This is a genomic window from Pseudomonas sp. 5.2 (assembly GCF_059025405.1).
In genome coordinates this window covers 70089-83703 of record NZ_JBYBHH010000009.1, presented here as the reverse complement: position 1 = coordinate 83703, position 13615 = coordinate 70089, and the positions used below count along the sequence as shown (strand labels likewise).

General features: G+C 64.2%; 14 protein-coding genes. 2 read left to right on the top strand and 12 right to left on the bottom strand.

The window, feature by feature from the left end; all coding sequences use genetic code 11:
• Positions 1-186 precede the first annotated feature (186 nt).
• Both AC5PZ0_RS15510 and AC5PZ0_RS15505 read left to right on the top strand, forming a co-directional pair.
• A complete protein-coding gene (locus tag AC5PZ0_RS15510) occupies positions 187-606 on the top strand; it encodes a phasin family protein (RefSeq protein ID WP_027592419.1) in 420 nt (139 codons plus the stop codon).
• 10 nt (positions 607-616) lie between these two features.
• Positions 617-1405: a phasin family protein gene (locus AC5PZ0_RS15505; protein ID WP_099430642.1), complete on the top strand. Its 789-nt coding sequence runs from the start codon at positions 617-619 to the stop codon at positions 1403-1405.
• Between the two features lie 144 nt (positions 1406-1549).
• Here the strand turns inward: AC5PZ0_RS15505 and AC5PZ0_RS15500 are convergent, their stop codons facing one another.
• The 12 genes from AC5PZ0_RS15500 to AC5PZ0_RS15445 all read right to left on the bottom strand — a co-directional run bounded on the left by AC5PZ0_RS15500 (position 1550) and on the right by AC5PZ0_RS15445 (position 13456).
• On the bottom strand, positions 1550-2164 hold the full coding sequence (locus AC5PZ0_RS15500; RefSeq protein ID WP_027592421.1) for a TetR/AcrR family transcriptional regulator: 615 nt from the start codon (positions 2162-2164) through the stop codon (positions 1550-1552).
• A gap of 13 nt (positions 2165-2177) precedes the next feature.
• Entirely contained in the window at positions 2178-3860 is a 1683-nt protein-coding gene (phaC, locus tag AC5PZ0_RS15495; protein WP_099430641.1) for a class II poly(R)-hydroxyalkanoic acid synthase, read from the bottom strand.
• A 61-nt stretch (positions 3861-3921) separates the two neighbouring features.
• Complete coding sequence (phaZ, locus tag AC5PZ0_RS15490; protein ID WP_099430640.1) at positions 3922-4773, bottom strand: poly(3-hydroxyalkanoate) depolymerase; 852 nt, start codon at positions 4771-4773, stop codon at positions 3922-3924.
• Positions 4774-4836: 63 nt separating this feature from the next.
• The gene (gene phaC, locus AC5PZ0_RS15485; protein ID WP_099430639.1) at positions 4837-6516 is read right to left on the bottom strand and encodes a class II poly(R)-hydroxyalkanoic acid synthase; all 1680 of its coding nucleotides are present in this window, start codon (positions 6514-6516) and stop codon (positions 4837-4839) included.
• Positions 6517-6869: 353 nt separating this feature from the next.
• The gene (locus AC5PZ0_RS15480) at positions 6870-7247 is read right to left on the bottom strand and encodes a gamma-butyrobetaine hydroxylase family protein (RefSeq protein WP_099430638.1); all 378 of its coding nucleotides are present in this window, start codon (positions 7245-7247) and stop codon (positions 6870-6872) included.
• Between the two features lie 182 nt (positions 7248-7429).
• The gene (hslU, locus tag AC5PZ0_RS15475) at positions 7430-8773 is read right to left on the bottom strand and encodes an ATP-dependent protease ATPase subunit HslU (protein WP_099430637.1); all 1344 of its coding nucleotides are present in this window, start codon (positions 8771-8773) and stop codon (positions 7430-7432) included.
• A 73-nt stretch (positions 8774-8846) separates the two neighbouring features.
• The gene (gene hslV / locus AC5PZ0_RS15470; RefSeq protein WP_003249309.1) at positions 8847-9377 is read right to left on the bottom strand and encodes an ATP-dependent protease subunit HslV; all 531 of its coding nucleotides are present in this window, start codon (positions 9375-9377) and stop codon (positions 8847-8849) included.
• Between the two features lie 234 nt (positions 9378-9611).
• Entirely contained in the window at positions 9612-10883 is a 1272-nt protein-coding gene (locus tag AC5PZ0_RS15465) for a dihydroorotase (protein WP_493855293.1), read from the bottom strand.
• Positions 10880-11884 (bottom strand): aspartate carbamoyltransferase catalytic subunit, encoded by a 1005-nt coding sequence (locus AC5PZ0_RS15460; RefSeq protein ID WP_027592428.1) that lies wholly within the window; start codon positions 11882-11884, stop codon positions 10880-10882. Before AC5PZ0_RS15460 ends, AC5PZ0_RS15465 begins: the two co-directional genes overlap by 4 nt.
• Before the next feature lie 12 nt (positions 11885-11896).
• A complete protein-coding gene (pyrR, locus tag AC5PZ0_RS15455) occupies positions 11897-12415 on the bottom strand; it encodes a bifunctional pyr operon transcriptional regulator/uracil phosphoribosyltransferase PyrR (protein ID WP_027592429.1) in 519 nt (172 codons plus the stop codon).
• Positions 12416-12461: 46 nt separating this feature from the next.
• Positions 12462-12887 carry a Holliday junction resolvase RuvX gene (gene ruvX / locus AC5PZ0_RS15450; protein ID WP_027592430.1) on the bottom strand — a complete coding sequence of 142 codons (426 nt, stop codon included), beginning with the start codon at positions 12885-12887 and terminating at the stop codon, positions 12462-12464.
• Positions 12887-13456: a YqgE/AlgH family protein gene (locus AC5PZ0_RS15445; protein ID WP_027592431.1), complete on the bottom strand. Its 570-nt coding sequence runs from the start codon at positions 13454-13456 to the stop codon at positions 12887-12889. Before AC5PZ0_RS15445 ends, ruvX begins: the two co-directional genes overlap by 1 nt.
• Positions 13457-13615 lie beyond the last annotated feature (159 nt).

Here is a 13615-nt window from a genome sequence, read left to right as displayed (position 1 = left end):
AGGTGTGAGCTCCGGTGGCGGGAATGCTCGCACGCTAGCGCCGATGCCTGCGGCGGCGGCGGTACATGTTTGGCCCCCTATGCCGCGTGAGCTTAGGGTGAGGTTTCTAATTTTCTTCCCTACCTTATGCTCAAGCCCAACCTCCATGGGCAGTTCCTCTCCACTCATGAGCATGAGGTACAGAGCATGGCCAAAGTGAATGTGAAGAAAAAGGACGACGCTCCAGGCACCCTGGGCGAAGTGCGCGGTTATGCGCGCAAGATCTGGCTGGCAGGTATCGGTGCCTATGCCCGCGTCGGCCAGGAAGGTTCCGAGTATTTCAACGAGCTGGTCAAAGCCGGCGAAGGCGTTGAAAAACGTGGCAAGAAGCGCATCGACAAAGAGCTCGATGCGGCCAACAACCAGCTGGATGAAGCGACCCAGGAAGTCAGCCGCGTACGCGGCAAGGTCGAAGTTCAACTCGACAAGATCGAAAAAGCTTTCGACGCACGGGTTGGTCGCGCCTTGAATCGCCTTGGCATTCCGTCTAAACATGACGTTGAGGCGTTGTCCATCAAGCTTGAACAGCTGCACGAGCTGCTTGAGCGCGTCGCGCACAAACCATAAGGAGAGCAGGATGGCTGGCAAAAAGAATTCCGACAAAGAAAGCAGCTCCTGGGTCGGCGGGATCGAGAAGTACTCCCGCAAGATCTGGCTGGCGGGCCTGGGGATCTATTCGAAGATCGACCAGGACGGCCCGAAGCTGTTCGATACGCTGGTGAAGGACGGCGAGAAGGCCGAGAAGCAGGCGAAGAAGACCGCTGAAGACGTGGCTGATAGCGCCAAGGCGTCGACCACGTCGCGCGTGTCCGGCGTGAAAGATCGCGCGCTGGGCAAGTGGAGCGAGCTTGAAGAAGCCTTCGACAAGCGCCTGAACAGCGCCATCTCGCGCCTGGGCGTACCAAGCCGCAATGAGATCAAGGCGCTGCACCAGCAAGTGGACAGCCTGACCAAGCAGATCGAGAAACTGACCGGTGCCTCGGTCACACCGATCTCCAAGGCGGCTGCGAGCAAAGCCGCTGCCAAACCACTGGCCAAGGCGCCTGCCAAACCTGCTGCGAAAACCGCAGCAGCCAAGCCGGCGGCCAAAGCGGCTGCGGCAAAACCTGCGGCTAAACCTGCTGCAAAAACCGCTGCTGCCAAGCCTGCGGCCAAACCTGCTGCCAAGCCTGTTGCGGCCAAGCCTGCAGCGGCGAAGAAACCGGCAGTGAAGAAGGCCCCGGCCAAACCGGCCGCCGCCAAACCGGCAGCACCTGCGGCCAGTGCGGCACCGGCTCCGACTGCTACAGCTGCAGCGCCAGCGCCAAGTGCGGCACCGGCCAGCAGCACACCGTCGGCAGCGACCGGTACCGGTACCCTGATCTAACCGCGTCGCCTTCTTCGCGGGCAAGCCCGCTCCCACCCGAACTGTGCAGCCTCCAAGGCTAGCGCCGTACCTGTGGGAGCTGGCTTGCCAGCGATGAGGCCGGAACAAGCACCACACGACAGTTGCTCCCACCAGTCCAGCAAACTACCCCTCCAGATACCGCACCGCCAACTGCTCCGCCGCCGCCCGGGCCTGGGCCTGCAGATGCGGCGCCACCAGCATCATCACCTGGTACACCACGATCCCCACATCCCCCTCCCGCCCCAGCACGCGCTGGTAATCCAGCGAGAACATCAGTGTCAGGGTGATCTGCTCCACCAACTGCCCCAGCGCCTGAGTTTCGCTCACCACCTGCCCCTGGCCCTTGAGGCTGGCCAGCAACGCGGCAAGGGTTCGCTTCAGTGCGTTGATCAGGCTGCGCATGCCGCGGGCCAGCTTCGGCAGGCGCCCGGTCAGGTTGGACAGGTCCTGGAACAGGAAGCGGTACTGCGCCATGCGCTCGACGATCAAGTGCAGGAACAACCAGTAGTCCTCGGCCTCCAGGCGCACTTCAAGCGGTGGGTCGAGCAGCGGCATCAGCGCTTCTTCGAAACGCTCGAACAGGCCCAGTACCACCGGTTCCTTGCCATGGAAGTGGTAGTACAGGTTGCCAGGGCTGATGCCCAGTTCGTTGGCGATCTCCAAGGTCGAGACATTCGGTTCGCCTTGCTGGTTGAACAGCTGCAGGGCGCATTCAAGGATACGGTCGCGGGTCTTCATCCGGGCGGTGTGCTCATCGGGTCAGGACATAGGTGCCTGGCGCAGGGCCCAGCGGCGGATAGGTGGCATTGCCAAGCGTGGTGCGTGGCGCTTTCAGCGGGCCGGAGCGCGGGGTGACCCACTCCAGCCACAACGGCCACCAACTGCCTTCGCTGCGCTGCGCGTCGTGGAACCAGGCACGCGGGTCGCTGGACAGCTTCGGGTTGGCCAGGTAGTAGGCCTTGGGGTTGCCAGGTGGGTTGATGATGCTCTGGATATGCCCGCTGTTGGCCAGCACGAAGCGTCGGTCGCCGCCCAGCAGCATGGCTGAGCGGTACACGGCATCCCACGGGGTAATGTGGTCGTTGCTGCCGGCCACGGTGAAACTGTCGAGGTCGACCTGCTTAAGGTCGATGGGCGTGCCACACACTTCAAGGCCTGCCGGGTGGGTCAGCGGGTTGTGCTTGAAGAAGTCCAGCAGGTCGCCATGCAGCGCCGCCGGCAGGCGTGTGCTGTCGGCGTTCCAGTAGAGGATGTCGAAGGCGGGCGGGGTCTTGCCGAGCAGGTAGTTGTTGACCCAGTAGTTCCAGATCAAGTCATTGGGCCGCATCCAGGCGAAGATCCGCGCCACCTCGGCGCCGTCCAGCACGCCGCGCTGGTACGAGCGGCGCTTGGCCGCCTCGATCGTCTGCTCGTCGGCGAACAGGCTGGCGGGGCTTTCGAACTTGCTGTCCAGCAGGCTGACCAGGTACGTGGCGCTGCGCACTCGGCGCAACTGGTGCTTGGCTTGCAGGTGGCCTTGCAGCGCTGCCATGGTCAGGCCGCCAGCGCAGGCGCCCATCAGGTTGGGGTCGCGGTTGCCACTGATGCTGCGGCACGCGTTAAGCGCTTCTTCCAGGGCCTGAACGTAGCTCGACAGCCCCCACTCGCGGTGCCGTGGGTCGGGGTTGCGCCAACTGACCATGAACACCTGCAGGCCGTTCTTGAGCATGTACTGGACAAAGCTGTTGGTCGAGCTGAGGTCGAAGATATAGAACTTGTTGATCTGCGGCGGCACCACCAGCAGTGGGCGGGCGTGCTGTTTCTCGCTCATCGGCTGGTACTGGATCAACTCCAGCAGTTCGTTGCGAAACACCACGGCGCCGGGGGTTGCCGCGACGTTGCCACCCACCTCGAAGGCGCGTTCGTCTACCTGGCGAGGCAAGCCATCGTTGTGGCGCAAGTCGTCAAGCAAGTGCGCCACGCCACGCACCAGGCTTTGCCCGCCGGTGTTGAGCAGCTCCTTCACGGCCAGTGGGTTGAGCAGCGAATTGCTGGGCGCCAGGGCATCGTTGATCAGCGTGAACAGAAACTGCGCGCGGGCGCGGTCATCGTCGTCCAGGTGGCTTTCATCGATCCACAGGCGGGTCTGCTTTTGCCAGGCCAGGTAGGCTTGCAGGCCGCGCCGGTAGAACGGGTTCTGGCTCCAGGTCGGGTCGCTGAAGCGGGTGTCTCGCGGGCTCGGCTGGTAAGGGGTATCGCCGAGCATCACGCGGCCCAGCTGGCCGCTCAGGGCCAGCAGGTGGCGGGCGGTATGCAGCGGGTTGCGCAAGCCATGACGGCCGACACTGCGCAATGTGGAAATCAGGTCGCGACCGCGCAGGCCGAGGATGGCGTTCTGCACGTTCATGCTGGTGGCGGGAAGCGTTGGCGTTCCTTTGGCCGGTTTGTCTTTCATGGCAACACTCCCTCGTCTTGACCCTTGGCGCCTGCTGGCCCCGTCGCGGGCGAACCCGCCCCTACACGCCCGAAGCCGGGCGCGGATGCATGACCGCGCGCTGACGCTCTTGCTGGAGGAACTTCATGATGATCGGGGCGACGGCCTCGGCCCGGGTGATCAGAAACAGATGGCCGTCGTCGATAATGTGTAGCTGGGCATTGGGAATCCGCCAGGCCAGCAGGCGCATGTTGATCAGCGGGATCAACGGGTCGTCATCGCCAGCCAGTACCAGGGTGGGCTGCTGGATCTTGTGCAGCCAGTGAATGCTGGTCCAGCCAAGCCCGGCGAACAGTTGCCAGTAATAGCCCAGCTTGCCGCCGGAGCGCACCTTGGCTGCGTGTCGCATGGCCAGGTCCGGGTCGCGGCGAAAGCCACCGCCGTAGATCAGCGGGGCGATGCGGATGACATGCGAAGGCTGGATATAGCGCCGGGGGCTGGCCATCATCCACAGCACCTTGGGCTTGCCCGGCACCATCACCGCGCCGGCAGCCGTGGCCGCCAGCACCAGCTTCTTGCAGCGCTCGGGGTAGTCGTGGGCAAACTGCTGCGCCAGGGCGCCGCCCCACGACACGCCGATCACATTCACCTGGCCGTAGTCGAGGTAATCGAGCATGCGTGCCGTGAGCTTGGCCAGCCCCGGAAAACGATAGGGCTGGCGTGGCGTCGACGAGCCGCCTACGCCCGGTACGTCGAAGGCGATGACTTCCAGGTCCGGGTCCAGCGCTTCGATGAACGGAAACACCAGCTCCAGGTTGGCGCCGATGCCGTTGAAGATCAGCAGCGGCGTCAGGTGCGGCTTGCCCGGGCGCACGGCAGTGCGGATGGACTGGTTGTCCAGTTCGACGGTCCTGAAGATATAGGGTGACGGCATGCGCGTGGCTCTGTGGTGAAGTGAACACCGTGGCCCACCCGCAGGTGGCCACGGCGCTGCAACTCAACGTTCGTGAACGTAAGTGCCCGGAGATGCCTCGCCAGCGGCATAGGCGCGGTTGCCCAGCCGGGTTGGCGCTTTTTTCAGGTCGCCGGCACGTTCGCCCAGCCAGTTTTGCCAATGCAGCCACCAGGAGTCGGCATGCTTGGTCGCGTTCTCCTGCCAGGCCACGGGGTCGCCCGGGCGATCGGCGCCGGTCATGAAGCGCGCCTTGGGGTTGCCCGGTGGGTTGAGGATGCTCTGGATGTGGCCGCTGTTGGACAGCACGAACTCGATCTTGCCGCCAAACAGGTGCGCCGAGCGGTAGCAGGACGGCCACGGAGTGATGTGGTCGTTGGTGCCGGCGAGGCTGTAGATGTCGCAGGTGACCTGCTTCAGGTCGATCGGCGTGCCGCACACTTCCAGTGCACCGGGGCGGGTCAGTGGGTTGCTTTTGAACATCTCGATCAGGTCGCCATGGAAACCAGCCGGCAGGCGCGTGGTGTCGTTGTTCCAGAACAGGATGTCGAACACCGGCGGCTCGTTGCCGAGCAGGTAGTTGTTGACCCAGTAGTTCCAGATCAGGTCATTGGGGCGCATCCAGGCGAACACCTTGGCCATCTCGCTGCCTTCGAGCACGCCGGCCTGGTAGGAGTGGCGCTTGGCGGCTTCGAGGGTCTGTTCATCGACGAACAGCGCGACCTGGGTGTCCATGGTGGTGTCCAGCACGCTGACCAGCAGGGTCAGGGCATTGACCTTGTTTTCGCCCAGGGCGGCGTAATGGCCCACCAGCGCGGTGCAGGTGATGCCGCCAGAGCAGGCGCCGAGCATGTTCAGGTCTTTGCTGCCGGTAATCGCCAGCACGGCATCGACCGCTTCCTTGAGCGCATCGATGTAGGTCGACAGGCCCCACTCGCGCTGGGCCTTGGTCGGGTTGCGCCAACTGATGATGAAGGTCTGCTGTTGTGAGCGCAGGCAGAAGCGCGCCAGGCTTTTTTCCGGGCTCAGGTCGAACACGTAGAACTTGTTGATCTGCGGCGGCACCACCAGCAGTGGCCGCGCATGCACCTGTTCGGTGATGGGGCTGTACTGGATCAGCTCCAGCACGTCGTTGCGGAACACCACGGCGCCGTCGCTGGTGCCCAGGTTCTTGCCCACTTCGAAGGCGTCCATGTTCACCTGGCTGGGCATGCCACCGTTGTTGACCACGTCCTTGGCCAGGTTGGACAGGCCATCGAGCAGGCTTTTGCCACCGGTTTCGAAGAAGCGCTTGACCGCGGCCGGGTTGGACAAGGTGTTGGTCGGCGCCATGGCTTCGGTCATCAGGTTGATGACGAACTGCCCGCGGCTGATGTCCTGGGGTGACAGGTCGCTGTTGCCGATCCACTCCTGCAGCTCCTTGCGCCAGGCCAGGTAGGTTTGCAGGTAGCGGCGGTAAAGGGGGTTGTTGCTCCAGGCCGGATCGTTGAAGCGGCGGTCGTCGCTTTCGGGGGTGAGGCTGGATTTGCCCAGCAGCACGTTCTTCAGCTCCAGGCCGAAGTGCGCCACGTGCTTGGCGCTGTGCAAAGGTTGGCGCACGGCCTGGCGCAGCACGGTGCGTGCCGAGCTCAACAGGTCCTTGCGGCGGATGCCGATGACCGGGTTCAGCCCCAGGGTGTTCTCCGAGGCCTGCCGCTGCAACTCATCGTTGTTCTTGTTACTCATCTGCGACGCTCCGTTGTCCAGAGACGAGTACCGGTTGCCTGTGGCGCTTGCACAGTCCAGAGCCCGGTACTGCTACTCGGGTGACCAGTGATAAGGAACAGCGGTGCTGCGGGCCGGATGCATTCGGCGATGAGCTGCGGGGAATTCTGCGTGTGAAGACAGCCTGCTTTCGCTCGCGACCTCTACATACCGGCCAGGCCCTGATTGCCTTCAAGGCGATGCAGGGAACTTGCCAGCTCCATTGGTTACCCGACTTTCATGTAATGCGCAAGACAGCCCGTCACTGAGCTGCCTGTAGGGGCATTCAAGCAGATGAGATTAGAAAATGCGCTCTAAACGTTCGAGGGCTTGCGCTAGAGCATGAGTTTCACGACCGATTCGGCCGGATCGCGGGATTTTCCGGCCTTGTGCAGCTCGTCGAGGTACTCGGCCCACAGCTGTTCCTGGCGCAGGCACAGTTGCTCGAGGTACTCCCAGGTGAACAGGCCGCTGTCATGGCCGTCGTCGAAGGTCAATTTCAGTGCATATTGGCCGGCGGGTTCGAGGCCAGCGAGGCCGACGTTGACCTTGCCAACTTGCAGGATGGGGTTGCCGTGGCCCTGGACCTCGGCGGAAGGGGAGTGCACGCGCAGGAATTCGGCGGGCAGGTGGTAGACCTCGTTGGGGCCGTAGGTAAGGCTCAAGGTCTTGGAGGCTTTGTGCAGGTTGATGGCGGTGGGCAGGCGGGCCATGGGCTGAATCTCTCGGGAGCTGATGCTGCAAGCTTCCAGCTTCTGCGTGAGGGATTCAAGCTTGATTGGGGCTGCGTTGCAGCCCATTCGCGGCACAAGGCCGCTCCTACAGGTACACCGCTGCATTCAGTGTAGGAGCGGCCTTGTGCCGCGAATGGGCCGCAAAGCGGCCCCATACGGTCTTACAGGATATAGCGCGACAGGTCTTCGTTCTGCGCCAGCTCACCCAGGTGGCTGTTCACATAACCCGCATCGATCTGGATCGGCGTTTCATCGTGGGTGCTGGCCAGGTCACCGGCACTGAACGACACCTCTTCGAGCAGGCGCTCGAGCAGGGTGTGCAGGCGGCGGGCACCGATGTTCTCGGTTTTCTCGTTGACCTGGTAGGCGATCTCGGCCAAGCGCTTGATACCGTCGGTGAGGAACTCGATGTTCAGCCCTTCGGTTTTCAGCAGTGCCTGGTACTGCTCGGTCAGCGAAGCGTGCGGCTCCTGCAGGATGCGCTCGAAGTCTTCTGGGGTCAGTGCCTTGAGTTCGACACGGATCGGCAGGCGGCCCTGCAGCTCAGGCACCAGGTCGCTTGGCTTGCTCAGGTGGAACGCACCCGAGGCAATGAACAGGATGTGGTCGGTTTTGACCATGCCCAGCTTGGTGTTGACGGTGCAGCCTTCGATCAACGGCAGCAGGTCGCGCTGGACACCTTCGCGGGACACATCGGCGCCGCCGACATTGCCACGCTTGGCCACTTTGTCGATTTCGTCGATGAAGACGATACCGTGCTGTTCAACAGCTTCCAGGGCCTTGGCCTTGAGTTCTTCTTCGTTGACCAGGCGGCCCGCTTCTTCTTCGCGGACCATCTTCAGCGCTTCTTTGACCTTGAGCTTGCGCGCCTTGCGCTTGCCCTTGCCCATGTTGGCGAACAGGCTCTGCAGCTGGTTGGTCATCTCTTCCATGCCAGGCGGCGCGGCGATTTCGACACCTACGGCGTCAGCCACTTCGATCTCGATTTCCTTGTCGTCCAGCTGGCCTTCGCGCAGGCGCTTGCGGAACAGCTGGCGGGTGTTGGAATCGCTGCTGGTCTGCGCGGCTTCTTCGCTGAAGCTGGTGACCCGCGCCTGCGGCAGCAGGGCATCGAGGATGCGGTCTTCGGCGGCGTCTTCGGCGCGGTGGCGCACACGGATGATTTCCTGCTCGCGGAGCATCTTCAGCGCGGCATCGGCCAGGTCGCGGATGATCGATTCGACATCACGGCCGACGTAGCCGACTTCGGTGAACTTGGTCGCTTCGACCTTGATGAACGGCGCGTTGGCCAGCTTGGCCAGGCGACGAGCGATTTCGGTCTTGCCGACACCGGTCGGGCCGATCATCAGGATGTTTTTCGGGGTCACCTCGGCGCGCAGCTCGGTCGGCAGCTGCATGCGCCGCCAGCGGTTGCGCAGGGCGATGGCCACGGCGCGCTTGGCGTCGTCCTGGCCGATGATGTGGCGGTTGAGTTCGTGAACGATTTCGCGGGGGGTCATGGACATGATGAAAATGGTCCTCAAGCAGAGCAATCAGTGTGGGAAAGTCCCGCCCTGGGCGGGACGCCAAAACAACTGATCAGTCGGCCAGGTCCTGCTCCTCGATGGTCAGGTTGTGGTTGGTGAATACGCAGATGTCACCGGCGATGTTCAGCGCGGTCTCGGCAATTTCGCGGGCCGAGAGGTCGGTCTTGTTCAGCAGGGCGCGGGCGGCGGCCTGGGCGTAGGCGCCACCGGAACCCATGGCGATCAGGCCGTCTTCGGGTTCGACCACATCGCCGTTACCGGTAATGATCAAGGATGCATCCTTGTTGGCCACGGCCAGCATGGCCTCCAGGCGGCTCAGGGAGCGGTCGGTACGCCATTCCTTGGCCAGCTCGACGGCGGCACGGACAAGGTGGCCCTGGTGTTTCTCCAGTTGGCCTTCAAAGCGTTCGAACAGGGTGAAGGCATCGGCGGTGGCACCGGCGAAGCCTGCAATGACCTGGCCGTGGTACAGGCGACGGACCTTTTTGGCGTTGCCTTTCATCACGGTGTTGCCGAGGGAAACCTGGCCGTCGCCGCCCATGACGACTTTGCCGTTACGGCGGACAGAAACGATGGTGGTCAAGGGGAGAGTCTCCACGCAGCGGGGCGAAAGTGCCTGATGCAGACTCATATGGGGGTGGGGGGAAGGATTTCAACCTGGGGGGATGAATGGTTGAGCTTGGCGGGCACATTTGTGCTGGCTCATTCGCGGGGCAAGCCCGCTCCCACAGGTTCTCCGCTTGCTTTGATGATTGCGAAGGTCCTGTGGGAGCGGGCTTGCCCCGCGAATGGGCCGCAGAGCGGCCCCTGGGGTTACTCAGGCCTCGTGGCAGACGTGCCCATCGACCAAGGTATAACGCACAGCGCCAGGCAGGCAGTGGCCGATGAACGGGCAGTTCTCGCCACGGGACAGCCACTGCTCGCCGGCAACGGTCGAGGCTTTCGGGTCGAACAGCACCAGGTCCGCCGCGCCACCCACCTTCAACTCACCCGCCGGCAGGCGCATGGCGGTAGCCGGGCCGCTGGTCAAGCGTGCCAGCAAGGTCGGCAGGTCGAGCAGGCCGTCTTCGACCAGGGTCATGGCCAGTGGCAGCAGCACTTCGACACTGCTGATACCAGGCTCCGTGGCACCGAACGGCGCCAGCTTGGCATCGCGCTCGTGCGGCTGGTGATGGCTGGAGATCGCCTGGATCACCCCCGACTTGACGGCCGCGCGCAGGCCGTCGCGGTCGGCGGCGGTGCGCAGCGGTGGCTGCACGTGGTACAGGCTGGAAAACTCGCGCAGCGACTCATCGGTGAGAATCAGCTGGTACAGCGCCACGTCGGCGGTCACTGGCAGGCCCAGTTCCTGGGCCTGGGCGATCAAGCGCGCGCCGCGGGCGCTGGTGATCTGGGTGAAGTGCGCCCGCACGCCGCTCTGTTCGACCAGCAGCAGGTTGCGCGCCAAGGCCACGGTTTCGGCAGTTTCCGGGATGCCCGGCAGGCCGAGGAAGCTGGCCATGGCGCCTTCATGGGCCAGGCCACCCTGGGACAGGTCGCGGTCCTGGGAGTGGAACACCACGGTCAGGTCGAAGGTGGCGGCGTACTCCAGGGCACGGGCCAGGGTACGGTTGTTGGGGATTTGCTGCAGGCCATTGCCGAAGGCCACGCAACCGGTGTCGCGCAGGGCCACCAGCTCGGCCAGTTGCTCGCCTTCCAGGCCCTTGGTCAGGGCGCCGATCGGGTAGACCTTGCTGTTGCCGGCTTCGCGGGCCCGGTCGAGGATCAGCTCGGCCACGGCCGAGGTGTCCAGCACCGGCTTGGTCTGCGGCGGGCAGCACAGGCTGGTCACACCGCCGGCCACGGCGGCGCGGGTTTCGCTGGCGATGTTGCCTTTGCGGCTGTAGCCCGGCTCGCGCAGGGCGACGTCGAGGTCGACCAAGCCAGGCGCTGCAATCAGGCCATCGGCCTGGATCGTGCGGCTGGCGCTGAAGCCGGCCGGTGCTGCGCCGATGGCGGCAATGCGGCCGCCGTCCAGGTGCAGGTCGGTGATCTGGTCCAGGCCGCTGTTGGGGTCGATAACCCGGGCGCCAAGAATACTGATGCTCACAGGGCGTTCTCCTGGTCGAGTTGGCGTTGCGCGTTTTGCCCGCTCATGGCCATGGACAGCACGGCCATGCGCACGGCGATGCCGTACGTCACCTGGTTGAGGATCACCGAGTGCTTGCCGTCGGCCACTGCCGATTCGATCTCTACACCGCGGTTGATCGGGCCAGGGTGCATGACGATGGCATCGGGCTTGGCACCGGCCAGGCGTGCGGTGGTCAGGCCGAACAGGCGGTAGAACTCGCCCTCGCTCGGCAGCAGGCCACCGGCCATGCGCTCACGCTGCAGGCGCAGCATGATTACCACGTCGACGTCTTTCAGGCCTTCGGCGAGGTCGGTGTAGACCTTTACGCCGTATTGCTCGATGCCGATCGGGATCAGGGTTTTCGGGCCGATCACGCGGATGTCCGGGCAGCCCAGCGCCTTGAGCGCGAGCATGTCGGAACGCGCCACGCGCGAATGCAGGATATCGCCGACGATGGCGACAGACAGGTTCTCGAAGCTGCCCTTGTGCCGACGGATGGTCAGCATGTCGAGCATGCCTTGGGTCGGGTGCGCATGGCGGCCATCGCCACCGTTGATCACGGCCACATCCGGGCACACGTGTTCAGCGATGAAGTGCGCGGCGCCCGAATCGGAGTGGCGCACGACGAACATGTCGGCAGCCATGGCTTCCAGGTTGCGCAGGGTGTCGAACAGGGTTTCGCCCTTGCTGGTCGAGGAAGTCGACACGTTGAGGCTGATCACGTCGGCAGACAGGCGCTGCGCGGCCAGTTCGAAAGTGGTGCGGGTACGGGTCGAGTTCTCGAAGAACACGTTGCAGACGGTCTTGCCGCGCAGCAACGGGACTTTTTTCACGGCCCGGGCACCGACTTCCAGGAAGGAGTCGGCGGTGTCGAGGATCTCGGTCAGCAGTTCACGGGGCAAACCGTCGAGCGAGAGAAAGTGGCGCAGCTGGCCCTGATCATTGAGCTGCAGCGGGCGCTTGGCGTCGATTGGCGTCATCGCGGGGGACTCTTAAAGGGCGGAAGCGGAGGCGAGGTCCTGGCGCTCGAGGGCGAGCGGTGCGGGTCCGGTCAATTTTACCCGTTCATGGGCTGCCAGCGACAGGGTGGCACCCAGCACATTGGGGCGAATTGGCAGCTCGCCGGCATCCAGGTCGAGCAGGCAGACCAGGGTGACGCTGGCCGGGCGGCCGTAATCGAACAGCTCGTTGAGCGCGGCACGGATAGTGCGACCGCTCATCAGGACGTCGTCGATCAGGACCAGGTGCTGGCCTTCGATTTCGAACGGCAGCTCGGACGGGCGTACTTGCGGGTGCAGGCCGTTCTGGCTGAAGTCATCGCGGTAGAACGACACGTCCAGGGTGCCCATGGGGCTGGTATCGCCCATTTCTTCCTGCAGGGCCTGGGCGACCCAGACGCCGCCCGTGCGGATGCCGATGAAGCGCGGCTCGGTGATAGCACGGCGGGCCAGGTGGGCGCGAAGGTCGACAGCCATCTGCCGGATCAGATCGGCGGGATTGGGTAGGCTCATTGCGTGCTCCTCGGGGGCCGCCGGCTCTGCCCGGCGGCAAAGATGATCAGGTATTGGCCTCCAGCCAGCCTTGCAGCAGCAGGGCGGCGGCAATGGCGTCGACCGGGTTGTCGCGGTAGCTGCCGCGCTGGCCACCGCGGGTCAGGCGTTCGCCTTTAGCCTCGAAGGTGGTCAGGCGTTCGTCGTGGGTGTGCACGGGCAGGTTGAAGCGGCCGTTCAGGCGCCGGGCGAATTTCTCGGCGCGCGCGCTCATCTCGCTGGGGGTGCCGTCCATGTTCAGCGGCAGGCCGACGACGATGGCGTCGGGTTTCCATTCAGCGACCAGTTTTTCCACCTGGGCCCAGTCCGGCACGCCGTTCTGCGCTTTCAGGGTGCACAGCTCGCGGGCCTGGCCAGTGATGACCTGGCCAACCGCCACCCCGATCTGTTTGGTGCCGTAGTCAAAGCCCAGCAGCAGGCGTAGCTCGGCCATCAGGCGTGGCCCGCCTGGCTGGTCAGCAGGCTGAGGTTGATGCCCAGGCTGGCGGCGGCGGCGTTCAGGCGCTGGTCGCTGGCGAGGCCGAAGATGATCTCGGGGTCGAACGGGCAGTTGAGCCAGGCATTGTCGGCCAGTTCGGCTTCCAGCTGGCCGGCTTCCCAGCCCGCGTAGCCCAGGGTAATCAGGCTGTTTTGCGGCCCCACGCCCTCGGCAATGGCAAACAACACGTCCTGCGAGGTGGACAGCGACAGGCCCTGCAGTTCGACGGTGGCCTGGTAGGTGCACTCGCTGGAGTGCAGCACGAAGCCGCGGTCGGTTTGCACCGGGCCGCCCTGGTAGATCGGCACGTGCAGCGTACTGGCCGGGGGTTCATCGTCCGGGCGCAACTGTTCGAGGATGTCGGCCAGGCTGAGCTCCTGCGGTCGGTTGACCACCAGGCCCATGGCGCCATTGGCGTTGTGCTCGACGATGTACGTGAGGGTCTGGGCAAAGTTCGGATCGGCCATGTGCGGCATGGCGATCAGGAACTGATGCTTGAGGTAGCTCGGGGCGAGGGTTTTCATGGGGGATAGTGTGGCGCCAGGTGGCGAGGCTGACAAGGTGGTTTATGTGTCGCCTGTACCGGCCCTTTCGCGGGCAAGCCCGCTCCCACAGGTGCGACGCTAGACTTGGAGGCTACACAGTTCGGGTGGGAGCGGGCTTGCCCGCGAAAGGGCCAGTAC